This is a genomic window from Bradyrhizobium sp. T-1 (genome assembly GCF_053592855.1).
The window spans coordinates 7,448,087-7,469,505 of record NZ_CM132115.1 but is presented as its reverse complement, the minus strand read 5'-3'; the positions used below and the strand labels follow the sequence as shown (position 1 = coordinate 7,469,505).

The window sequence follows — 21,419 nt, the reverse complement described above, 5'->3', positions numbered from 1 at the left end:
GAGAGGGGAGAGGATCGTGCGCGGCGAAAGCTAAGCGCCCTAGTCGCGATGCGACAGGCGAAATTTTAGTCAGCCGCCGTTCGTGGCGCGCTCTCGGCCGCTAGGGCCGCCCGCGCGATCAATCCGTCGATCATCGCACGTACGAGGCCCGCGATCTCCTTGCGCAGCGCCGGCAGCGGCACGGCGACAAGTTTCTGCTCCAGGCCCAGCACCACCATGCCGTGCACCGCCGAGAACAGGCTGCGCGCGGTGATGCCGAGCTCCTCCGCACCTCGTTCTGGAAACAGTGCGGCAAGCGGCACGTAGATGTGCCTGAACAGTTGCATCTGGTCGTCGATCGACCAGTCGGGAACGATCTTGTCGGCCTCCATGCGATGCTCGAACAACGCGCGCCAGAGCTCGAGATTTTCGGCGGCGAAATCGCAATAGGCAATCGCAATGCGGACCAGGGTCTCCTGCGGCGAGTGGGGGCCGCTGCTTTCCGCCGCACTCAGCGCTGCATCGAGCCGGAGCAGCGTGCGCGAGCCGACACGCAGGATCAGCTCGTCCACGTCGGCGACGAGATTATAGACAGCGCCATTCGCGCAACCGATCTCGCGGGCGAGATCGCGGGTCTTCAGGCCCGTCAATCCGCGGTTGGCGATCATCCGCTCGGCGGCCAGGATCAGGTCGCTGCGAAGTTTCTCTCGACGTTCCAAGGCTTTAGTCATTTGTTAACCAAAATCGTGAGCGTCGCTCAAATTGTTCTTGAGCGACGCTCAAGATGTGCTACAAAGCATCTGTGAGCAATGCTCATAACAGGGAGCCGCCAATGTTCAAGACCGTAATCACACTTTTCCGCGGTAGCGTGGCCGCCGCCGGCGAGGAGCTGGAGGACCGGACGGCCCTGCTGATCCTCGATCAGCAGATGCGCGATGCGGCCGCAGCCGTCGAGCGCAGCAAGCGGACGCTGGCCCTGGCGATCGCGCAGGACCAGCAGGAGGGCCGCAAGCTCGAGGCGACGGTGGCCCGCATCGCCGATCTTGAGACCCGCGCGGTCGCAGCGCTCGACGGTGGCCGCGAGGATCTCGCCAAGGACGCGGCCGAAGCCATCGCCGGCCTGGAGGCAGATCGCGATGCGGCGCTGACGGCGCGCGCGCTGTTCGCCACCGAGATCGCCCGGCTGAAGCGCCATGTCGCGAGCGCGCAGGCCCGCATCACCGAGCTCGATCGCGGCCGCCGTGTCGCCCGCGCCTCGGAAGCGGTGCGTTCGCTTCGCCGCAGCGGCATCGAGGCAGCGCGTCCTTACGAATCCACGTTGCCGGAGGCGGAGAGCACTTTGAGGCGGCTGCGCGAGCGGCAGATGGAAGCCCAGGCCGCCGATGACGCACTGGTCGAGCTCGATGCGGCCACCGGTCCGCTCGCCACCGCCGAAAGACTCGCCGAGCAGGGCTTTGGCCCCCGGCTCAAGACGACCGCGGACGACGTGCTGGCGCGGTTGAAGTCCAAGCGCATGCCGACTGCCTGATCCCGAACCCGATCTCTCAAACCCCATCATTATTCGAGCCAACAGGAGACCATCATGAACCAGAACGGCCAACCTCATAGCGGCGCCTGGGTGACCTTCACTTACGCGTCCTTCGCAGCCTCCGCCTTCCTCGTCGCCATCGGCATCTTCTTCCTGCCGATCGATCTCTGGATGAAGGGTTATCTCACCATGGGCATCGTGATGCTGATCCAGACCTGCGTCACCCTGACCAAGACCGTGCGCGACAACCACGAGAGCGGTCGCCTGGTGAACCGCATCGAGGATGCCAAGGCCGAGCGGCTGCTGATGGAAGTCTCCAAGGCGGCTTGAGAGGACGGCTTGAGGCGAGAACGCAGGGTAACGAGCTGCACCCGGCTCGGGGCGGCGGATGCGGAAGCATCCGCCGCTTCAGGCCATTTGCAGCGATCGCGGCAACATAATCTTTACCCTGCAAGCGTCCCAAAAATGGTGCTCATCGCTCCTTAAACGCTTTGCGCGAAGAACCGTCCCGATCACAGGCGGGCGAGCATGGCAGATCTCGGAACCGAACGAAGCTGGCACCACTTGCGCGAGGCCGCCAGGCGGATGCGCGGCCATGCGGCGTTCTGGTTCAAGGCATTCGCTCAGCCGACCATCGATCTTGCCTTGCGCACCCACCCCGGGCACGTGACCCGCATCGTCGAGAGTCCCGGCCTGTCGTTGTCGCAGGGTGAACTGGACCGCCTGGTTGCGCAGCTCCGCACCGTCGCAGCCAAGACGCTGCCGGCCGATGAATTGACCTACGGCATCTTCTCCGGCGAACGCGAGCGCCTGTCCCGCGCCATCGTCACGTTGATCTCGGAGGAGGAAAGCGGGCGCCCGATCGCGTTCAACGCGCTGTCGGTGATGCGGGTCGAGCTCGACGGCGCGCCCGCCGACGTCACCCATCTCGGGCTCGTGATGGTCGATCCCGATGAGCGCGGGCAGGGGCTGTCCTGGGTGCTCTACGGCCTGACCACGCTGGTGCTGTTCCTGCGCGACGGCCTGCGCCCGCGCTGGATCTCCAACGTCACCCAGGTGCCCAGCGTGGTCGGCATGGTCAGCGAGACTTTTTCCGACGTCTATCCATCGCCGCGCGCGGAAGCGCGTCAGAGTTTTGCCCATCTTCAACTCGCCCGCGGTATCATGCGGCTGCACCGTAGCGTGTTTGGCGTCGGCGATGAGGCGGGATTCGACGAGGACCGCTCCGTCATCACGGATGCCTATACCGGCGGCTCCGATGCGCTGAAGAAGACCTTTGACGAGGCGCCGAAGCATCGCGATCCGCAATATGGCGAGTTCTGTGCCCGCGAGCTCAACTACGATCGCGGCGACGATGTCCTCCAGATCGGCCGCGTCGATCTTGCGGCCGCACGCGCCTATTTGTTCGAGCAAGTGCCGCACGGCTCGCTGCCCGGCCTGTTGGTTGCCTCGCTGTTCCTGGGACTGCAACGGCTGGTGCTCCCGGTCATGCACTGGCTCGACGATGACAGGATGTTTGGCACGCTGCGGCCACGGCGGGGGCGCGGCCGATGACATCTGTCGTGATTGCCAATGCAATCGTCAATGTCTGCGGCGTCATCGGGCTCATCGTCGCGATGCTCGCGCTCCACCGGCGCGATGCACGGAGCCCCTTGACCAGGCGCTTCCTGATCGCGCTCGGCATCGTCGCGCTGCTGTTCCTGGTGCGAAGCGTGGCGTGGTTGACCGGAAGCAGCCTGCTCGACGACCTTTCGGTGATCCCCGCCGCCGCCATTCCCTTCGGCGCGCTGATCGTGACCGAGGGGATGCTGCGGCGGCACGCGCCCCGCGCCGTCAAGCTTGCCGTGATGATTGGCGCGGCCGTGCTTGGCGTCGGCGGTGCCCTGGGGCTCGAACGCTTCGACACGCCCTATGCCGTCGCGCTCGCGCTGTTTCAGCTCGGCGGCTTCGCGGCTTGCGCGTTCCTGCTCGCGACCCGCGACCGCCAGTCGCTGATGGCCTCGGAGAACCGGGGCATCGATCGCGTGACTATCGGCGCCGTCATCGTGTTGCCCTTCATCGTCACCGATTTCGGAGCGTTGATGCCGGACATGCCGGTCAAGCTGGGCGCGCTTGGCGCACTGCTCGTGGTCACCGCCATGTTGATTGCCGGCAGCAGCGGGGAAGCACGCTGGCACGCGGTGCTGCTCACGGTGCTCCGGCTGGTGAGCTCGGCGCTGCTCGGGCTCGCTGCGGCCTTCGTGGCTCCTGACGTTGATGCGGCGCAAATTGCGCGCTTCTGCGCCATCGCCGTGTCGGGCGTTCTGGCGATCGGCCTTATGACCGACACCTTGAGGTCTTACCTCGAATCCCGCGCGCCGGGCGTGCTGAGCTCGGTCGCGATCTCGCCGGCGACGACACGCGACCAACTCATCGCGGAGCTGTTGCGTCACCCGCTGTTCGAGAGCGCGAGGCGGTATCGCGAGGACGATCTTGCGGCTTACGATCCGCTCCTGCTGCGTCACCGTCTCATGAGCCATCGCGTGCTGCGGCGCGCCGATGCGCCGTGGGGGCATCCGTCGATCGATCCGGCGGTGGAGCGGCTGGTGTCGCTGCTGGCCGCGGGCAATGCGACACATCTCGTCGTGCTCTCATCCGACCCGGTCGATCTTCTGGCACTCGCGGTTCCCGTGACGTCGGCCGATCCCGCCACCGAGACGGCGATCGCCCTGGTGCAGCGCATCCTGATCATGACGGATGATGTCCCGCCTCGGGCGATGATGGCCTGATGTATTGTCGAGGTCGAGGTCTGGTCCTTCGGACCATCCCGGAATGACGGATCACACATTGAGATTCGAACGCAAGTGCGATATGGCTCTCGCGCTTTCAAAGGCGGAGACGAGCTTTGTCGAAACAATCCCTGCGTGAAGAGGCTGAGCGCCTGATCCGCGAATCGATGGAAAAGAAGACCATTGTCGTGAAGCAGGGCTCGACCCGCATTGAGGCCGTTTGCGGCAAATGCGGCGCGCCAAACCGGGTCCAGGCGGAAAAAGGCCAGACCCGCGTCAAGTTCGCCTGCAAGAATTGCGGGCACAAGCAAGAGACGCTGTAGGGCTGACTTCACCTCTCCCCGCCCTTCTGCGGGAGAGGTCGGATCGCCCTCGGCGATGTGAAGCATCGTCCGACGCGATCCGGGTGAGGGGCATGGCACTGGGGCGCCGCGATAAAAGTCTCGCCAGCTCCACCGCCGCGCTCTGCGAGATCCCTTGAATAATTTCAAACCGCAATTGCGGAGGCAGCCCCTCACCCCACCCTCTCCCCGTAAGAACGGGGCGAGGGAGTGAGAGAGCGGTGCTTGCCTACTCCCCCTCCACAAATTTCCTAAACGCATCCGCATAATCCGGGTGCCAGCGCGACAGCGGTGGGCGGTTCTCGACGATGTCGCCGGCGGCCCAGAGCATGCGCTTCTCGTCGAGCGCGCGCGGCACGTCGTTGTCGGGGCAGAGAATGTAGAAATCGCCGGCCTCGAGCCGCGTCAGCATGAACTCCACCGTCTGCTCTGGCGTCCATGCGCCGGCCGGCTTTTCAGTGCGGCCCTTCGCGGTGAGTCTCGTGAACACGAAGCCGGGAATCAGCAGATGTGCCGTGACGTGGCAATCCCCGGTGTTGCGTAGCTCGTGCTGCAGCGCTTCCGTAAAGGCCTTCACGCCGGCCTTGGAGACGTTATAGGCGGGATCGCCGGGCGGGGTGGTGATGCCCTGCTTCGAGCCGGTGTTGATGATGAGGCCGCACCTGCCGCGCGCGATCATGTTGGGGGCGAAGATGCGCGAGCCGTTGATGATGCCCCACATGTTGACGGCGATGATGCGCTGCCAGTTGTCGGGTTCGCCGAACAGCGTGCTGCCGGGCTGTATGCCGGCGTTGTTCATGAGCAGGTCTGTGCCGCCGAAATGCGCGCCTACCGCGCGTTCCAGTTCCCTGACGCTCTCTGCCTTGCCGACGTCGACGGCGAAGGTCATGACATGTGTGGCGGGCGCGACAGATAACAGCTTTGTTGCGGCTTCAGTCAGTCGCGCCTCGTCGACATCGGCGATGCATACCTTCATCCCGGCGCGTGCGAAGGCTTCGGCGGCAGCAAATCCGATGCCCGATGCGCCACCGGTGATCACGGCAACATTGTCTTTGACGATTGCAGGATGCGGCATCGCTGTTCTCCGGGATTGGCTTTTGGTCGAGCTATAACATGGCACTCTCGCGAGCCTGCACAAGTCGGCATGGGAGATCTTCGTCCCGCGCCGCCTTTACGCTCATCCGGCAGCGCTGTATTCTGTTCGACCTAACGATCCCGCCCAGATCGAACCTAATCAATGACCTAACCTAGGGAGTGCAGCCATGGCTGTGTCGCAGGCTATTCCGATCACGCGCCATCCGTTCGCCAACGGCTCCTACAAGCAAATGCTGATCGACGGGAAGTGGGTCGACGCGGCTTCAGGCAAGCGCTTCGAGACCCACAACCCCGCCACCGGCGAACTGCTCGCAACCGTCGCCGAAGGCGACAAGGAAGACATCGACCGCGCAGTCGCCGCCGCCCGCCGTGCCTTCGAGGGGCCCTGGAGCAAGGTGAAGCCGTTCGAGCGGCAGAACCTGCTGCTCAAGCTCGCCGACCTCGTCGAGAAGAATTTCGACGAATTGTCGCAGCTCGACACGCTCGATATGGGTGCGCCGCTGAGCCGCACCCGCGCCTATCGCCTGCGCGCCGTCGGCATGCTGCGCTATTACGCCGGCCAGACCACCGCGATGCACGGCGAGACCATCGAGAACTCGCTGCCCGGCGAAATCTTCTCCTACACGCTGAAGGAACCGATCGGTGTCGTCGGTGCCATCATTCCCTGGAACGGCCCACTCACCGCGACGATCTGGAAGATCGGTCCCGCCATCGCGACCGGCTGCACCGTGGTGCTCAAGCCGGCGGAAGAAGCGCCGCTGACCTCGCTGCGCATTGCCGAGCTCGCCATGGAAGCCGGCATTCCGCCCGGCGTCGTCAACGTCGTGCCCGGCTATGGCGAAACCGCGGGCGCCGCGCTCGCCTCGCACCGTGATGTCGACAAGGTCGCTTTCACCGGCTCGCACGTCACGGGTCAGTCGATCATCCGGGCGTCGGCCGGAAACCTCAAGCGCGTCTCGCTCGAGCTCGGCGGCAAGTCGCCGGACATCGTGTTCGCCGATGCCGATCTCGATGCTGCCGTTCCCGGTGCCGCGATGGCGGTGTTTGCCAATTCGGGGCAGATCTGCAGCGCCGGTACGCGCCTGTTCGTCGAGCAGGCGATCTACGAGGAATTCGTCGGCCGCGTCGCCGAGTTCGGCAAGAAGCTGCAGGTCGGCAACGGCCTCGATCCCAACGTTCAGATCGGGCCGCTGGTCTCCGAGCAGCAGCTCGAGCGTGTCACGGGATATCTCGACATCGGCCAGAAGGAAGGTGCGAAAGCGCTCGCCGGCGGCGGCCGCGTTACTGAAGGCGCGCTGTCGAAGGGGTTCTTCGTCTCGCCGACCGTGTTCGCGGGCGTTCAGGACAACATGCGCATCGCGCAGGAGGAGATCTTTGGTCCTGTCATCTCCGCGATCGCGTTCAAGGAGATGGACGAGCTGGTCAAGCGCGCCAACAACACCACCTTCGGTCTCGGCTCCGGATTGTGGACGCGCGACGTCACCAAGGCGCATGCGGTTGCGAAGCGCTTGCGTGCCGGCTCGGTGTGGGTGAATTGCTATCAGGCGATGGATCCGGCCGTGCCCTTCGGCGGCTACAAGATGAGCGGCTATGGCCGCGAGTCCGGTAAGCAGCACGTCGAGGAATATCTCAACGTGAAGGCCGTCTGGATCAAGACGGCCTAAGGCCTGTGCTCTCCCGCGTTCCGCGCGAGGGAATATCAGCTTTTAGTGGGGCGGCGCCTTTTCTGGTGGCCGCCCTCGCTATATGCTGCGCATCCTTTCGTACACATCCGGGGTCCCCATGAAATTCGAGGCGTTGTTCAGGCCGTTGCAGGTCGGTCCGTACAAGCTCGCGCATCGCGTCGCGATGGCGCCGCTGACGCGCATGCGCGCCGAGCGCGACAGCTTTTCGCCGCGCCCGCTCAACGCCGAGTATTACGGCCAGCGCGCGACGAAAGGCGGCCTGATCATCGCCGAAGCCTCGCCGGTGCTGTCGCAGGGGCGTGGCAACCCGGCAACGCCGGGCATCTATTCGGACGCGCAAGTCTCCGGCTGGCGCAAGGTGGTCGATGCCGTGCACGCCAAGGGCGGCATCATCTTCCTCCAGCTCTGGCATGTCGGCCGGGTCTCGCACTCATCGTATCATGGCGGCGCAATGCCGGTCTCGGCGTCAGCGATCCCGATCAGGGCCGAAGGCATGAAGGCGATGACGGCGGACGGAAAGCTCGCCGACTACGAGACGCCGCGCGCGCTGGAGACGGACGAGGTCAAGGGTATCGTCGAAGCGTTCCGGCAGGGCGCGAAGAACGCGCTCGCGGCCGGCTTCGATGGCGTGGAGATCCACGGCGCCAACGGCTACCTGCTCGAGCAGTTCTTGCAGTCGCGCAGCAACCAGCGCACCGATCAGTATGGCGGTTCGATCGAGAACCGTACGCGCCTGCTGCTGGAGGTCACGCAGGCCGCGATCGATGTCTGGGGCGCGAACCGCGTTGGCTTACGGTTATCGCCGCATGGCATTGCCAACGATTCCGCTGAGCCCGATCCGATGCCGCTTTACACCCACGTGGTGAAAGCGCTCGACAAGCTCGGCCTCGCTTATCTGCATCTCATCGAGCCGCGCTCCAGCGGCGCGGGCCGTGCCGACGTTCACTGGGAGAACGTGCCGTCGGCGATGGTGCTGTTCCGCCCGCATTATAGCGGCGTGCTGATGACCGCCGGCGGCTTCACCGGCGAGACGGCGAATGCCGCAATTGCCGAGGGCCACGCCGACATCATCGCTTTCGGCCGGATCTTCATCTCCAACCCCGACCTGCCGCGGCGGCTCGAGCGTGATTATCCGATCACGCCGTATAACCGCGCGACGTTCTATGGCGGCGAGGAGAAGGGATATACGGATTATCCCGTTTATGACGAGCTGACGCCGGCCTGACCTCTCCCTTCATTCCGGGGCGATGCGCAGCATCGACCCGGAATCCATTTCACGTCCTGGATTGTCGCCTGATGGATTCTCAGATGCGCAATTGCGTATCATAGCTCGCGACTTCGTCGCGCCCCGCAATGACGACGGAGGGACTTTCATGGCCAAAGCCGCAGTCGCCGCAGGAACTGCCACCGGCCAGTGCCTCTGCGGCAAGGTCACCTTCGAGATCGACGTCCCGGCACGCTGGGCCTGGCACGATCATTCCGCCGCCAGCCGCCGCGCCCATGGCGCGGCCTACGCCACCTATGTCGGCAGCTGGAGGAAGCGCTTTCGCATCACCTCGGGCAAGACCGCGCTGACCCGCTACGAGGACAAGGCAACCAAGACCACGCGCAGCTTCTGCTCGCATTGCGGCACGCCGATCGCCTATGAGCGGCCGCGTGGCCCGTACATGGTCAACATCCCTCGTGCGCTATTCAGGGAGCGTACCGGCCGCCAGCCGCTCTATCACATCGCGATCGAGGAGTTGCAGGAGTGGGCCTATACTGGCGAGCCACTGGTGCCGCTGAAGGGTTTTCCCGGCGTGGTCTGGCAGCGCTCGAAAAAGAAGAAGCGAGCTAGCGGCGAGGACCCGTTTGACCTCGGCCGCGAGGAGGCGCTTTAGCCTTTGCGGCGCGCTTGGATGGAGCTGACGCGGCCTTCCGCGGCGCCGCTTTGCGTCCCGCGGTCTTCGCCGGCATCGTTCCGACAAAGTCGAGCCCGCGCTTGACCCATGTCTTCAGCGCAGCATCGCCCTGGTAGCCTTCCGGTGCGACGCGCACGAAGCCGGTCATGATGCGCCCGCGCATTTCCATCGGGCTCGTGTGCGGCTCCTGCAGCATGCGCGCGTGTGCCGCTGGGCCGACGCGGATCAGCATTCCGCCGCGACCGCTGACGGTGCAGCACATGGTGTTGTTCACCATGAAGCAGAGACCGCCCATCATCTTCTTTTCCACGACAAATCGCTGGCCGGCCAGTAATTTACGCACCCGTGCGGCGGTGTTCTCGTCATACGCCATCGTGTCCCCCTCAAGGCTCACGCTGAAGCACATGTTCCCAGCTTGTGTGCGCCGGCGCAAGCCTGCCATGACTGCGCTTCCTTGCGTGCCTGCTCCGACTTCGGCCATCATGTCTCCGTCCTTGCGGCAACGTCCGCTCCTGGAGGAAACATGAAGAACAAGATCACCGGTCGTTCCGCCTTTCTCGCGCTGCTCAAGGACGAGGGCATCACCCATCTGTTCGGCAATCCCGGCACCACCGAGCTGCCGATCATGCATGCGCTGAAGGACCATCCTGACCTCACCTATGTGATGGCGATGCAGGAGAGCCTGGTGGTCGCGATCGCCGACGGCTACAGCCGCGCCTCCGGCAAGCTCGTTGCCTGCAACGTCCACGTCGCACCGGGGCTCGGGAATGCCATGGGCTCGCTCTACAACGCCCAGTTCACGGGCACGCCGATGATTCTGACCGCAGGCCAGCAGGAGCAGGGCCACGGTCTGATGGAGCCGGTGCTCTATGGCCCCTTGGTGCGCATGGCCGAGCCGCTGGTGAAATGGGCGGTCGAGGTCACGCGCCTGGAGGACCTGCCGCGCATCGTCCGCCGTGCCGCCAAGGTCGCGATGACTCCGCCAACCGGACCGGTGTTCATCTCGCTGCCTGGCGACATCCTCAACAGCGAAGCCGGCATCGATCTTGGCCGTTCCACCCGCATCGATGCGCGCGCGAAGCCGTCGGACGAAGCGTTGAAGGCACTTGCCGCACGCCTGCTGAAAGCCGAGCGTCCTGTGGTCGTCACCATGGACGAGGTGGTCAAGAGTGATGCGCTCAAAGAGGCCGCCGAGCTCGCCGAGGTGCTGGGAGCGGCCGCTTACCAATCCTCGACGCCCTATGGCTCGCACTTCCTCTCGGAGAGCCCGAGTTTCGTCGGCTCGCTGGCCCGCGTGCAGAAGGTCGCGCGCGATACGCTGGCGCCTTACGATTTGCTGATAGCGCTCGGCGGCGATCCTCTGCGCATGTCGGTCTACAGCGAAATCGATGCGCTGCCGGATGGGCTGGGCATCGTGCAGATCGGCCTCGTTGATTGGGAGATCGCCAAGAACTACGGCGCTGAGATCGCGCTCAAGGCAGAATTGAAGGAAACGCTGCGCGCGCTGATCCCGGTGCTGAAGGAGATGGGTGGTGCGACGCTCGCGAGCCGTGCGAAGCAGCGTCTCGCCGAGCTTGCGCCGAAGAATTGGACTGCGCGGCGCACCGCTCTGATCGAGCAGATCGGCGAGAGCGCCGGTCGCACGCCGATCGATCCCGACTATCTCGTGCTGCAAATGGCCGAGGCCATGCCCGACCATGCCATTCTCGTCGACGAAGGTCTGACCTCCAGCCGCCAGATCACGGCGCTGCGTCCGCATCGCGATCGCTACGGCTATCACGGCCTCGCCTCCGGCGGCATCGGCTGGGGCCTGCCGGCATCCGTCGGCGCCAGCATCGCCAACCCGGATCGTCCCGTCGTCTGCTTCTCCGGCGACGGTAGCGCGATGTATTCGATTCAATCGCTGTGGACGGCGGCGCATCACAAGCTGCCGCTCAGCGTCGTCATCGCCAACAACGGCGGCTACCGCATCATTAAGCAGCGCCTGCTCGCCTTCCATGGCGACGACAATTACGTCGGCATGGATTTTGCCGATCCGCCGGTGGATTTCGCGGGTGTTGCGAAGGCACTCGGCTGCGAAGCGGTCAGGGTCAGCGACCCCCGCGAGCTGAAGGCGACGCTGGCGTCGGCGTTCAACCGGCCTGGGACGAAGCTGATCGAGGTGATGGTGGACGGGAAGGTGTAGCCACATCGTCGTCCTGGCGAAAGCCAGGACCCATACCGCGTGATCTTTCGATTGCGGGGTGGTGCAAATCCCGAACGACCAGTTTTCGCCAAACCACCGCCTGGGGTAATGGGTTCTGGCTTTCGCCAGGACGACACCGGGGCCTACCTTTTCTTCCCCACCCGGTACCCCGCCGCAGGATGCGGCGCATCGAGTCTTGCGCGGCCGTCGCCGAACAGTTTTTCGCGCAGCGTGCCCTTCGCATAGTCCGACTTGTACCGTCCACGCCGGGTCAGCTCCGGCACCAGCATGTCGGCGATGTCCTCGAAATCGCCCGGCGAGATCGCAAACGCGACATTGAGGCCATCGACATCGGTCTTCTCGAACCAGTCCTCGATCTTGTCGGCGACGCTCTCGGGCGTGCCGACCACGACGGGGCCGGCGCCGCCGATGCCGACATGTTCGATGACGTCGCGCACGGTCCAGACGCGATCGGGATCGCCGCGGGTGACGTTGTCCAGTGCGCTGCGACCGGCGTCGTTCTGGACGTGACGGACCTGCTGGTCGAGCTCATAGCCGGAGAAGTCGATACCGGTCCATCCCGACATCAAAGCGAGCGCCCCTTCCGGATTGATATGCGACCGGTAGTCGGCATATTTCGCCGCCGCTTCAGCTTCGGTGTTGCCGAGGATGATCGTCATCATGTTGAACATGAGGATCTCGGCTGGGTTGCGACCGAGTGCGGCGGCTTCCTGGCGGATCGCGGAGACGCGCGGCGCAATGATCTTGGCTGAAGGTCCCGACATGAACACGCATTCGGCGTGTTTTGCGGCGAACTGCCGGCCGCGCGGTGATGTGCCGGCTTGATAAAGCACCGGCGTGCGTTGCGGCGAGGGCTCGCTCAGATGAATGGTATTGTTGATGCGGTAGTTCGCGCTCTCATGATTGATGCGATGAACTTTTGAGGGATCGGTGAAGATGCCGCGCTTGCGGTCGCGCAGCACCGCGTCGTCCTCCCAGCTGCCTTCCCAGAGCTTGTAGACCACCTCCATATATTCGTCGGCGATGTCGTAGCGATCGTCGTGCCCGGTCTGCTTGTCCTTGCCGGCTCCGCGCGCGGCGCTGTCGAGATAGCCGGTGACGACGTTCCAGCCGATCCGCCCCTCGGTGAGATGGTCGAGCGTCGACATCCGGCGTGCGAACGGATAGGGCGGCTCGAAGGAGAGATTGCTGGTGACGCCGAAGCCGAGATTTTTCGTTACGGCAGCCATCGCCGACAGCAGCAGTAACGGTTCGTTCGACGGCGTCTGTGCTGCATTGCGCAAGGCTGCGTCAGGGCTGTTGCCATAAACGTCGTAGACGCCGAGCACGTCGGCCAGGAACAGTCCGTCGAAACGGCCGCGTTCCAGCGTCTTGGCAAGGTCGATCCAATAAGGCAGGCGGTTATATTCGGCGGTGCGGTCGCGCGGATGGGTCCACAGCCCCGGTGATTGATGTGCGACGCAATTCATCGCAAATGCGTTGAGCCTGATCTGCTTCGCCATGCTGGTCCCCCGGCGCCCTGTACCGCGCGCTCTTCGAATGATAGATGTGCCCCCCAACTTGGCGACGTTCTTGCATATGGTCTGCACTTGGCAAGCCCCAAACTTGGCAAGACCAAAACTTGGCAAGACCCAAACTTGGCAAGGCCAAAATCAGCGAGCTCCAACCCTTGGCAAGCCAATCTCAAGAGAGCAAGAACGGAATCCCAAGAGAAACTCGAACAGAATTCCAAGAACTATCCAGTCCCCGCCACTTTCGAAGCCTTGCCCGGGTCGGGTAAGGTCCTTCGTTCCAAAGCTTTGAAAACCGAGCCATGACCAGAGCCGACGCCATCGCCCGCGCCCGGGATGATTTCAAATCCGGTGCGTTCCTCGCTGAACTCGACCGCCGCGTTGCTTATCAGACCGAAAGCCAGAATCCGTCGCGCGGCCCCGAGCTGCGCGCTTATCTGGAACAGGAGATGATGCCGTCCTTTGCCGCGCTCGATTTCACCAGCCGCATCATCGAATCCCCGAGCGGCAAAGCGCCGTTCCTCTTCGCCGAGCATCACGAAAACGCCTCGTCTCCGACCGTCTTGATCTACGGTCATGGCGACGTCGTGGACGGCATGGAAGGCGAGTGGCGTGAGGGCCGTGACCCCTGGCGCACGACTGCGGCGGGCATTCGCCTCTATGGCCGTGGCACTGCCGACAACAAGGGCCAGCACAGCATCAACATGGCAGCGCTCCGCGCGGTGCGCGAGGCCCGCGACGGCAAGCTTGGCTTCAATGCGAAATTCATCGTCGAGATGGGCGAGGAGATCGGCTCGCCTGATCTCGGCAAGGTCTGCGACCTCAACCGCGACGCGCTCAAGGCTGATCTGTTCATGGCATCCGACGGGCCGCGGCTGTCGGCGGATCGGCCCACGCTGTTCCTGGGTTGCCGTGGCGGCATCCGCATCCATCTCGACGTCAATTTGCGCGACGGCGGCCATCATTCCGGCAATTGGGGCGGCGTGCTCGCCAACCCCGCGACCATCCTGGTCAACGCGATCTCGACGCTGGTCGATGGTCACGGCCGGCTCCAACTCGAGGCGCTGAAGCCGCCGCGGCTCACCAACCAGATCCGCAGCTATCTCGCCGATGTGCAGGTGGTGCCGACCGAGGACGAGCCCGCGCTTGCGGAGAACTGGGGCGAGGACGGTCTGTCCGCGGCCGAACGGCTGTATGCCTGGAACACGTTGGAAGTCCTGGCGATGTCGTCGGGCAATATCGGGAAGCCGGCGAACGCCATTCCCGGCCAAGCCAATGCCGTGCTGCAACTGCGTTTCGTGGTCGGGACCAAGGTCGATGGCCTGATTGACGCCGTCCGCGCGCATCTGGTCGAACGCGGCTTTCCGATGGTTGCGGTGCGGGCAGCCCAGAGCTTTGCCGCCTCGCGCACCGATTTCGACAGCCCCTGGATCAAATGGGCGGCTGATTCCGTCCAAAACACCACCGGCAAGGCGCCGGCGGTGCTGCCGAACTTCGGCGGATCGCTGCCGAACGACGTGTTTTCGGAAGTTCTGGGCCTGCCGACGATCTGGGTCCCGCACTCCTATCCCGGCTGCTCCCAGCATGCGCCCAATGAGCACATCCTGCTGCCGTTGACCGAAGAGGCCTTGACGGTGATGGCGGGCCTGTTCTGGGATCTCGGGGAATTACCAAAGCCGCTGACCTGAGCCCATTAACCTGAGCTGCGATCCAGCCGAAAGTCACATTCTAATCCGGGCCGATTTGTGCTTGCATCCGGCCGCATCATCCTGAAAGGGGACAAAAAAGTGAAACATTTCCGTAGCATCGGCCTCGCGCTCGCCGCGACCTTCGCCGTCAGCCAGGCCGGGGCCCAGGAGCTGACCGGCACGCTGAAGAACATCAAGGACACCGGCGCCATCACGCTGGGCTTCCGCGACTCCTCGATCCCGTTCTCCTATCTCGACGACAACCAGAAGCCCGTCGGGTTTGCGATGGACATCTGCTACAAGGTCGTCGACGCCGTGAAGAAGGAGCTCAAGCTCGACAAGCTCGAGGTCAAGCTCAATCCGGTCACCTCGGCGACTCGTATCCCGCTGATGGCGAACGGCACCATCGACCTCGAATGCGGCTCGACCACCAACAATGCCGAGCGCCAGAAGCAGGTCGCCTTCACCAACACCCACTTCCTGACCGCCAGCCGCTATGTCTTCAAGAAGTCGAGCGGGCTGAAGTCGATCGACGACCTCAAGGGCAAGACGGTGGTCTCCACCGCCGGCACCACCAACATCAAGCAGCTCACCGAAGCCAACGTCGAAAAGAAGCTCGGCGCCAACATCATCCCGGCCAAGGACCACGCCGAAGCCTTCCTGATGGTCGAGACCGATCGCGCCGTCGCCTTCGTGATGGACGACATCCTGCTCGCCAGCCTCGTCGCCGGCTCGAAGTCGCCGGGCGACTACGTCATCTCCAAGGACGCGTTCTCCAAGCCTGAGCCCTATGGCATCATGCTGCGCAAGGACGATGCGCCGTTCAAGAAGGTGGTCGATGCGGCGACCGCTGCGCTCTACACCTCGGGCGAAGGCCAGAAGATCTACGACAAGTGGTTCACCGCGAAGATCCCGCCGAAGGGCCTGAACCTCAACACCCCGATCTCCACCGAGTTGAAGAACGAGTTCGCAAAACCTTCGGACTCGCCGAACCCGGACGACTATAAGTAAGACATAACCTCGATCTTTCGATCGGGATCATGTCCGGCCACTCTTGACACCAGAGTGGCCGGACATTTGCATAAGCGCCAGGACATCTCTGATTGGCGCGTTCGCGCGGGGGACACGTGAACTATAATTGGAACTGGGGAATCTTTTTCCAGCCGAACCCGATGGGGACCGGCACCTATCTCGACATGCTGCTGTCGGGACTGGTGCTGACCCTCGAGACCGCGGCGCTGGCCTGGGTCATCGCGCTGATCTCCGGCTCGATCGTCGGCGTGATGCGCACGCTGCCGTCGAAAGGCGCGAACTGGTTCGGCTTCGCTTACGTCGAATTCTTCCGCAACATGCCGCTCTTGGTGCAGCTGTTCCTGTGGTTCTTCGTGCTGCCGGAGTTGCTGCCGAAATCTGCCGGCCTGTGGCTGAAGCAATTGCCGAATGCCCCGTTCTGGACGGCGGCGATCGGCATCGGCTTCTTCATGTCGGCGCGCGTCGCGGTGCAATTGCAGGCCGGCATTTCCTCGCTGCCGCGCGGGCAGAAGATGGCCGCGACTGCGCTGGGGCTGACCACGGTGCAGGGCTATCGCTACGTGCTGCTGCCGATGGCGTTCCGGATCATCCTGCCGCCGCTGACCTCGGAGTTCCTCAACACCATCAAGAACACCGCGGTCGCGATCACCATCGGCCTGCTGGAGCTGACCGGCCAGGCGCGCTCGATGCAGGAATTCTCGTTCCAGGTGTTCGAGGCCTTCACCGCCGCAACACTGCTCTATCTCCTCGTCAACGCCGTTGTCGTGACCGCGATGCGCTTCCTCGAGCGCTACGTCGCGATCCCCGGCTACATCACGGGGAAATAGCGCCATGTTCAGCAATTTCGATTTCGACGTCATCATCCGCGCGCTGCCCTATCTGTTCTACGAGGGCATGAGCTTCACGGTGATGCTGACGGCGCTAGCTGCATTCGGCGGTCTGGTGTTCGGCACGGCGCTCGCGCTGATGCGGCTCTCCGGCCTCAAGACCCTCGGGCGCATCGCCGGCCTCTATGTCGACTTCATGCGCTCGCTGCCGCTGGTGCTGGTGATCTTCTGGTTCTACTTCCTGGTGCCCTATATCGGGCAGTGGCTGACCGGAGCCTCGCGGCCGATCAGCGTCGGTGCGTTCGCCTCCTCGCTCATTACCTTCATCATGTTCGAGGCGGCCTACTTCTCCGAGATCATGCGCGCCGGCATCCAGTCGATCTCGCGAGGACAGCCGGCCGCCGCCAGCGCGCTCGGCCTGACCTACGCGCAGAGCATGCGATACGTCGTGCTGCCGCAGGCGTTCCGTAACATGCTGCCGGTGCTGATTACGCAAACCATCGTGCTGTTCCAGGACACCTCGCTGGTCTACGTGCTGTCGATTACGGACTTCCTCGGTGCCGCCAGCAAGGTCGCGCAGCGCGACGGCCGTCTGGTCGAAATGTACCTGTTTGCCGCCATCGTCTACTTCACCATTTCCTGTATCGCGTCCTTCGGCGTTCGCCGCCTCCAGGCGCGCATCGCCATCATCCGCTAGAGCAAGTCGGTCATGATCGAAATCAGCCACGTCAACAAATGGTACACCCCGACCTTCCAGGTGCTGACCGACTGCACCACCAGCGTCACCAAGGGTGAGGTGGTGGTGGTCTGCGGGCCTTCCGGCTCGGGCAAGTCGACCCTGATCAAATGCGTCAACGCACTCGAGCCGTTCCAGAGCGGCGACATCTCGGTCGATGGCACCAAGGTCAACGACCCCAAGACCAATCTGCCGAAGCTGCGCTCGCGCGTCGGCATGGTGTTCCAGCACTTCGAGCTGTTCCCGCATCTGAAGATCATCGACAATCTCTGCCTCGCGCAGGAGAAGGTGCTCGGCCGTTCCCACGACAAGGCGTTGACGAAGGGCATGCAGCTTCTGGAGCGCGTCGGCCTGAAGGAGCATGCGCAGAAATTTCCGGCGCAGCTTTCCGGCGGCCAGCAGCAGCGCGTCGCCATCGCCCGTGCGCTTGCGATGGACCCGATCGTGATGCTGTTCGACGAGCCGACCTCGGCGCTCGATCCCGAGATGGTGAGCGAGGTGCTCGACGTCATGGTCGATCTCGCCCGCGAAGGCATGACCATGATGGTCGTCACGCACGAAATGGGCTTTGCCCGCAAGGTCGCCAACCGCGTGATCTTCATGGATCGCGGCGAGATCGTCGAGGACGCCCCGAAGGACGATTTCTTCGGCAAGCCCCGCAGCGACCGCGCGCAGAAGTTCTTGTCGAAGATTTTGTCGCATTAGTCTCCGCCGTCATTCCGGGATGGCCCGAAGGGCCAGGCCCGGAATCCATAACCACCAGCCGGGGTTATGGATTCCGGGCTCGTCGCTACGCGCCGCCCCGGAATGACGGATCGAGGGTTTATCGGACGGGGCAAATCCCGTATAGGGACGGATAAATCCCATTCCCGCCAGGAGACCAGCCTTGGATTCGATCGCCTACGTCAACGGCTCGTTCGTCCCGCTCTCGGACGCGAAAATCTCGGTGCTGGACCGCGGCTTCCTGTTTGCCGACGGCATCTACGAAGTCTCGGCCGTGCTCGACGGCAAGCTCATCGACAATGCCTCGCATCTGGCGCGGCTGGAGCGCTCGGTCGGCGAGATCAAGTTGAAGTTGCCGGAGACGGTCGGGCGCATCACCGAGATCCAGAAGGAGCTCATCGCCCGCAACAAGCTCGCGAACGGCCTCGTCTATCTCCAGGTCACCCGCGGCGCCGACAAGGGCCGCGACTTCGCTTTTCCCAAGGACGACGTCAGGCCGAGCCTAGTGATGTTCACCTCCGAAAAGGACATCATCAACGCGGCCTCGGCCAAGACCGGCATCAACGTCATCACGGTGCCCGACATCCGCTGGGAACGGCGTGACATCAAGAGCGTGGCGCTGCTGGCGCAGGTGCTGGCGAAGCAGGCTGCGGCGGAAGCCGGTGCCGGCGAGGCCTGGATGCTGCAGGACGGCTACGTCACCGAAGGCGGCTCGTCGACGGCCTTCATCCTCACCAAGGACGATGTGATCGTCACCCGCCAGAACTCCAACGCGATCCTGCCGGGTTGTACCCGCAAGGCCGTGGTCGCACTCGCCGAAGAGCGCCAGCTCCGCGTCGAGGAGCGTTCCTTCACCGTGGAAGAGGCGCTCGCGGCGAAGGAAGCCTTCGCCACCTCGGCCTCGCTGTTCGTGCAGCCGGTGATCGCCATCGACGGCAAGAAGATCGGTGACGGCAAGCCCGGTCCGATGGCTGCGCGGCTGCGCGAGATCTACGTGGAGTTCGCCAAGGCGACGGCGGTTTAGGCGGCACACTCCGCTATCCTAGGGGGCAAAGCGAAGCGCGCCCACGTCCTCCCTCGCTGTCATCGCCCGGCTCAAGTCGTGCGATCCAGTATCCCAGAGACGTTTGTTATTGAACCGAGAGGCCGCGGCGTATGCCCCGGTCAAGCCGGGGCATGACAGCTGCGAATGTGGAGGCGATGTTGTGCGCATCACGCCGCTGCCGCGCTCCTCACGCCACCGACGCCTTGACCTTCACCGGATGCACCGCGCGGAACGCGATCGCGATCCTGTTCCAGGCGTTGATGGCGCCGATCAGCATGGTCAGGTTCACCGTCTCTGCATCGGAGAACTGCGCACGGACCTGCTCGTAGACATCGTCGGGCGCGTGGGTCTCGGAAATCAGCGTCACCGATTCCGTCCAGGCCAGCGCGGCGCGCTCGCGGTCGGTGTAGAGCGGCGACTCGCGCCAGGCATTGAGGAGGTAGATGCGCTGCTCGGTCTCGCCACGCTTGCGCGCGTCTTCGGTGTGCATGTTGATGCAGAAGGCGCAGCCGTTGATCTGCGAGGCCCGGATCTTGACGAGCTCGATCAGCGATTTCTCCAATCCCGTCGACTGGATCTGCTCCTCCAGCGCCATCAGCGCCTTCATCGTGTCGGGGGCGGCCTGGTAGAAATTCATGCGGGGCTTCATGGTCGTTCTCCTTGCTTGCGGGGTTGATCTCAATGGGCTCCGCCGGCCGACGTTTGGCCGGGCTTCTTCAGGAAGAATACGGCAATCAGGGCTACGATCAGCGCCATGCCGAGCAGATAGAAGGTGTCGCTGAAGGCGAGGATGTAAGCCTGCTTCTGCACGGTATGACCGATCGCGACATAGGCACGATGCGCGGCGTCCGCACGGTCGAGCACGCCGTGATTGATGAAATACTGCGTGAGTTGTTCCAGTCGCGTGCGGGTAGCCTGCTCGAACACCGAGACCGACTGCATCAGCACGTTGGAGTGATACTGCTCGCGCTTGGTCAGCACGGTCTGGAGCAACGCGATGCCGACGGCGCCGCCGAGATTGCGCATCATGTTGAACAGGCCGGAGGCCGAGCCCGCATTCTCCGGCTCGATGCCTGATGTCGCGACCGCCGATAGCGGCGCCATCACCAGCGCCTGGCCGATGGCGCGAACGACATTGGGCCACAACAGCTGGTCGGCGGCGTAGTCGTTGGTCATGAAGATGTTCATGAAGTTCGAGCCGGCGAACAGCACGAAGCCGATACCGATGATGATCCGCGCGTCGAATCTCTGCATCAGGCGCGGCACCAGCGGGATCAGCATCAGCTGCGGCAGGCCGGTCCAGGCCAGCACGGTGCCGATCTGCTCGGCGTTGTAACCCTGGATGCGCGACAGATATTGCGGCAGGATGAATACCGAACCGTACAACGCGATGCCGAGCAGGAAGTTCGCGAGCATGCCGAAGCCGAAATTGCGGCGGACCAGCAGGCGCAGATTCAAGAGCGGCTTCTTCACGGTGAGCTCGATGATCAGGAACGCGGTCAGCGCCACCGCTGCGATCACGCTGAGCTTGACGATGAAGGGCGAGCCGAACCAGTCGTCCTTGTTGCCTTCCTCCAGCACGGTCTGCAGTGCGGAGAGGCCGATCGCCATGGTGATGATGCCGGCCCAGTCGCCGTCGCGCAGCAGCGACAGCTTCATCGGCCTGGCGTCGAGCGCATACCAGAGCATGCCGACCATGACCGCGCCCGGTACGAGGTTGACGTAGAAGATGTACTGCCAGCCGAGATTCTCGGTGAGATAGCCGCCGATGGTCGGGCCGATTGCCGGCGCGAACGTCGCCGACAGCGCGAACAGCGCAAGGCCGACGGGCTGCTTGGCACGCGGTAGCAGCGTGATGATCAGCGTGAAGGCCATCGGGATCAGCACGCCGCCGGTGAAGCCTTGCACCGCACGCAGCACGATCATCTGCGGCAGGTCCTGCGCCAGCGCGCAGGCCGCCGACAGCAACAGGAACAGGATCGCGTTGGTCAGCAGATAGATCCGGATCGAGAACACCTGCGCGAGCCAGCCGGAGAGCGGGATCACGACGATCTCGGCGATCAGATAGGAGGTCGAGATCCAGCCGCCGTCGTCGATGCCGGCGCCGATCGCGCCCTGGATGTCGGCCAGCGAAGCGTTGACGATCTGGATGTTCAGCACCGCCATGAACGCACCGAGCGTGGCGCCGATCACGGCGATCCAGGTCTTGGCGGAGACCGCCGAGGTCGCCGGCGCAGCGGCCGGGGCGGGGAGATCGGCGGTGGACGCGGCGTTGAGGGTCGTTTGGAGCGTGCTCATGGAAGCCTCGTCTCGTTGACGGAGACAGGATGCGTTAGGCGGATCGTTTCGATAAT

General features: G+C 63.9%; 21 protein-coding genes. 15 read left to right on the top strand and 6 right to left on the bottom strand.

Going from position 1 to position 21,419, the window contains the following annotated elements:
• Nucleotides 1-65: 65 nt before the first annotated feature.
• Nucleotides 66-710: a TetR/AcrR family transcriptional regulator gene (locus tag ACWAT4_RS35740; RefSeq protein ID WP_449729279.1), complete on the bottom strand. Its 645-nt coding sequence runs from the start codon at nt 708-710 to the stop codon at nt 66-68.
• A gap of 101 nt (nt 711-811) precedes the next feature.
• Here ACWAT4_RS35740 and ACWAT4_RS35735 point away from each other — a divergent pair, with 101 nt between their 5' ends.
• From ACWAT4_RS35735 to ACWAT4_RS35715, 5 genes are all read left to right on the top strand, one after another.
• Nucleotides 812-1,507, top strand: a complete 696-nt coding sequence (locus tag ACWAT4_RS35735; RefSeq protein WP_212297204.1) for a PspA/IM30 family protein — start codon at nt 812-814, stop codon at nt 1,505-1,507.
• 54 nt (nt 1,508-1,561) lie between these two features.
• Complete coding sequence (locus ACWAT4_RS35730; protein WP_195800661.1) at nt 1,562-1,837, top strand: YiaA/YiaB family inner membrane protein; 276 nt, start codon at nt 1,562-1,564, stop codon at nt 1,835-1,837.
• Between the two features lie 198 nt (nt 1,838-2,035).
• Nucleotides 2,036-3,061: a hypothetical protein gene (locus ACWAT4_RS35725; protein ID WP_449729278.1), complete on the top strand. Its 1,026-nt coding sequence runs from the start codon at nt 2,036-2,038 to the stop codon at nt 3,059-3,061.
• A complete protein-coding gene (locus ACWAT4_RS35720; RefSeq protein WP_449729277.1) occupies nt 3,058-4,275 on the top strand; it encodes a hypothetical protein in 1,218 nt (405 codons plus the stop codon). The genes ACWAT4_RS35725 and ACWAT4_RS35720 overlap by 4 nt, the downstream gene beginning before the upstream one ends.
• Nucleotides 4,276-4,391: 116 nt before the next feature.
• Complete coding sequence (locus tag ACWAT4_RS35715; RefSeq protein WP_018648496.1) at nt 4,392-4,598, top strand: hypothetical protein; 207 nt, start codon at nt 4,392-4,394, stop codon at nt 4,596-4,598.
• 247 nt (nt 4,599-4,845) lie between these two features.
• On the opposite strand, the gene ACWAT4_RS35710 is transcribed toward ACWAT4_RS35715, so the two are convergent.
• Entirely contained in the window at nt 4,846-5,691 is an 846-nt protein-coding gene (locus ACWAT4_RS35710) for an SDR family NAD(P)-dependent oxidoreductase (RefSeq protein WP_449729276.1), read from the bottom strand.
• Nucleotides 5,692-5,878: 187 nt separating this feature from the next.
• Between ACWAT4_RS35710 and ACWAT4_RS35705 the strand changes: the two genes are divergently transcribed.
• The 3 genes from ACWAT4_RS35705 (at nt 5,879) to ACWAT4_RS35695 (ending at nt 9,276) form a co-directional block, all read left to right on the top strand.
• Nucleotides 5,879-7,375 carry an aldehyde dehydrogenase family protein gene (locus ACWAT4_RS35705; protein WP_212297200.1) on the top strand — a complete coding sequence of 499 codons (1,497 nt, stop codon included), beginning with the start codon at nt 5,879-5,881 and terminating at the stop codon, nt 7,373-7,375.
• 118 nt (nt 7,376-7,493) lie between these two features.
• Complete coding sequence (locus tag ACWAT4_RS35700; RefSeq protein ID WP_212297199.1) at nt 7,494-8,621, top strand: alkene reductase; 1,128 nt, start codon at nt 7,494-7,496, stop codon at nt 8,619-8,621.
• Nucleotides 8,622-8,769: 148 nt separating this feature from the next.
• Entirely contained in the window at nt 8,770-9,276 is a 507-nt protein-coding gene (locus tag ACWAT4_RS35695; RefSeq protein ID WP_449729275.1) for a GFA family protein, read from the top strand.
• Here ACWAT4_RS35695 and ACWAT4_RS35690 read toward each other — a convergent pair.
• The gene (locus ACWAT4_RS35690; protein WP_249209548.1) at nt 9,230-9,781 is read right to left on the bottom strand and encodes a TfoX/Sxy family protein; all 552 of its coding nucleotides are present in this window, start codon (nt 9,779-9,781) and stop codon (nt 9,230-9,232) included. The two genes, ACWAT4_RS35695 and ACWAT4_RS35690, sit on opposite strands and share 47 nt — an antisense overlap.
• Nucleotides 9,782-9,820: 39 nt before the next feature.
• Between ACWAT4_RS35690 and ACWAT4_RS35685 the strand changes: the two genes are divergently transcribed.
• Nucleotides 9,821-11,482: a thiamine pyrophosphate-binding protein gene (locus ACWAT4_RS35685; protein WP_449729274.1), complete on the top strand. Its 1,662-nt coding sequence runs from the start codon at nt 9,821-9,823 to the stop codon at nt 11,480-11,482.
• A gap of 143 nt (nt 11,483-11,625) precedes the next feature.
• On the opposite strand, the gene ACWAT4_RS35680 is transcribed toward ACWAT4_RS35685, so the two are convergent.
• On the bottom strand, nt 11,626-13,005 hold the full coding sequence (locus tag ACWAT4_RS35680; protein ID WP_449729273.1) for an LLM class flavin-dependent oxidoreductase: 1,380 nt from the start codon (nt 13,003-13,005) through the stop codon (nt 11,626-11,628).
• A 311-nt stretch (nt 13,006-13,316) separates the two neighbouring features.
• Between ACWAT4_RS35680 and ACWAT4_RS35675 the strand changes: the two genes are divergently transcribed.
• From ACWAT4_RS35675 to ACWAT4_RS35650, 6 genes are all read left to right on the top strand, one after another.
• Nucleotides 13,317-14,702: a M20 family metallopeptidase gene (locus ACWAT4_RS35675; RefSeq protein ID WP_212297195.1), complete on the top strand. Its 1,386-nt coding sequence runs from the start codon at nt 13,317-13,319 to the stop codon at nt 14,700-14,702.
• Between the two features lie 99 nt (nt 14,703-14,801).
• Nucleotides 14,802-15,713: an amino acid ABC transporter substrate-binding protein gene (locus ACWAT4_RS35670; protein WP_212297194.1), complete on the top strand. Its 912-nt coding sequence runs from the start codon at nt 14,802-14,804 to the stop codon at nt 15,711-15,713.
• Between the two features lie 116 nt (nt 15,714-15,829).
• Nucleotides 15,830-16,561 carry an amino acid ABC transporter permease gene (locus ACWAT4_RS35665; protein WP_212297193.1) on the top strand — a complete coding sequence of 244 codons (732 nt, stop codon included), beginning with the start codon at nt 15,830-15,832 and terminating at the stop codon, nt 16,559-16,561.
• Between the two features lie 4 nt (nt 16,562-16,565).
• On the top strand, nt 16,566-17,258 hold the full coding sequence (locus ACWAT4_RS35660) for an amino acid ABC transporter permease (protein WP_212297192.1): 693 nt from the start codon (nt 16,566-16,568) through the stop codon (nt 17,256-17,258).
• Nucleotides 17,259-17,270: 12 nt separating this feature from the next.
• Nucleotides 17,271-18,002 (top strand): amino acid ABC transporter ATP-binding protein, encoded by a 732-nt coding sequence (locus tag ACWAT4_RS35655; RefSeq protein WP_212297191.1) that lies wholly within the window; start codon nt 17,271-17,273, stop codon nt 18,000-18,002.
• A 181-nt stretch (nt 18,003-18,183) separates the two neighbouring features.
• The gene (locus ACWAT4_RS35650) at nt 18,184-19,044 is read left to right on the top strand and encodes a D-amino-acid transaminase (protein WP_449729272.1); all 861 of its coding nucleotides are present in this window, start codon (nt 18,184-18,186) and stop codon (nt 19,042-19,044) included.
• 208 nt (nt 19,045-19,252) lie between these two features.
• Here ACWAT4_RS35650 and ACWAT4_RS35645 read toward each other — a convergent pair whose 3' ends face one another.
• Both ACWAT4_RS35645 and ACWAT4_RS35640 read right to left on the bottom strand, forming a co-directional pair.
• The gene (locus ACWAT4_RS35645) at nt 19,253-19,714 is read right to left on the bottom strand and encodes a carboxymuconolactone decarboxylase family protein (RefSeq protein WP_007615070.1); all 462 of its coding nucleotides are present in this window, start codon (nt 19,712-19,714) and stop codon (nt 19,253-19,255) included.
• Nucleotides 19,715-19,743: 29 nt separating this feature from the next.
• Nucleotides 19,744-21,363 carry an MDR family MFS transporter gene (locus ACWAT4_RS35640; RefSeq protein ID WP_449729271.1) on the bottom strand — a complete coding sequence of 540 codons (1,620 nt, stop codon included), beginning with the start codon at nt 21,361-21,363 and terminating at the stop codon, nt 19,744-19,746.
• Between the last annotated feature and the right edge of the window lie 56 nt (nt 21,364-21,419).

Bases quoted from the DNA above. Each gene is read 5' to 3' on its own strand.
- ACWAT4_RS35735 (WP_212297204.1), top strand. From the start codon at position 812: ATGTTCAAGACCGTAATCACACTTTTCCGCGGTAGCGTGGCCGCCGCC.
- ACWAT4_RS35695 (WP_449729275.1), top strand. From the start codon at position 8,770: ATGGCCAAAGCCGCAGTCGCCGCAGGAACTGCCACCGGCCAGTGCCTC.
- ACWAT4_RS35725 (WP_449729278.1), top strand. From the start codon at position 2,036: ATGGCAGATCTCGGAACCGAACGAAGCTGGCACCACTTGCGCGAGGCC.
- ACWAT4_RS35655 (WP_212297191.1), top strand. From the start codon at position 17,271: ATGATCGAAATCAGCCACGTCAACAAATGGTACACCCCGACCTTCCAG.
- ACWAT4_RS35720 (WP_449729277.1), top strand. From the start codon at position 3,058: ATGACATCTGTCGTGATTGCCAATGCAATCGTCAATGTCTGCGGCGTC.
- ACWAT4_RS35640 (WP_449729271.1), bottom strand. From the start codon at position 21,363: ATGAGCACGCTCCAAACGACCCTCAACGCCGCGTCCACCGCCGATCTC.
- ACWAT4_RS35690 (WP_249209548.1), bottom strand. From the start codon at position 9,781: ATGATGGCCGAAGTCGGAGCAGGCACGCAAGGAAGCGCAGTCATGGCA.
- ACWAT4_RS35710 (WP_449729276.1), bottom strand. From the start codon at position 5,691: ATGCCGCATCCTGCAATCGTCAAAGACAATGTTGCCGTGATCACCGGT.
- ACWAT4_RS35660 (WP_212297192.1), top strand. From the start codon at position 16,566: ATGTTCAGCAATTTCGATTTCGACGTCATCATCCGCGCGCTGCCCTAT.
- ACWAT4_RS35740 (WP_449729279.1), bottom strand. From the start codon at position 710: ATGACTAAAGCCTTGGAACGTCGAGAGAAACTTCGCAGCGACCTGATC.
- ACWAT4_RS35645 (WP_007615070.1), bottom strand. From the start codon at position 19,714: ATGAAGCCCCGCATGAATTTCTACCAGGCCGCCCCCGACACGATGAAG.
- ACWAT4_RS35705 (WP_212297200.1), top strand. From the start codon at position 5,879: ATGGCTGTGTCGCAGGCTATTCCGATCACGCGCCATCCGTTCGCCAAC.
- ACWAT4_RS35675 (WP_212297195.1), top strand. From the start codon at position 13,317: ATGACCAGAGCCGACGCCATCGCCCGCGCCCGGGATGATTTCAAATCC.
- ACWAT4_RS35730 (WP_195800661.1), top strand. From the start codon at position 1,562: ATGAACCAGAACGGCCAACCTCATAGCGGCGCCTGGGTGACCTTCACT.
- ACWAT4_RS35685 (WP_449729274.1), top strand. From the start codon at position 9,821: ATGAAGAACAAGATCACCGGTCGTTCCGCCTTTCTCGCGCTGCTCAAG.
- ACWAT4_RS35680 (WP_449729273.1), bottom strand. From the start codon at position 13,005: ATGGCGAAGCAGATCAGGCTCAACGCATTTGCGATGAATTGCGTCGCA.
- ACWAT4_RS35700 (WP_212297199.1), top strand. From the start codon at position 7,494: ATGAAATTCGAGGCGTTGTTCAGGCCGTTGCAGGTCGGTCCGTACAAG.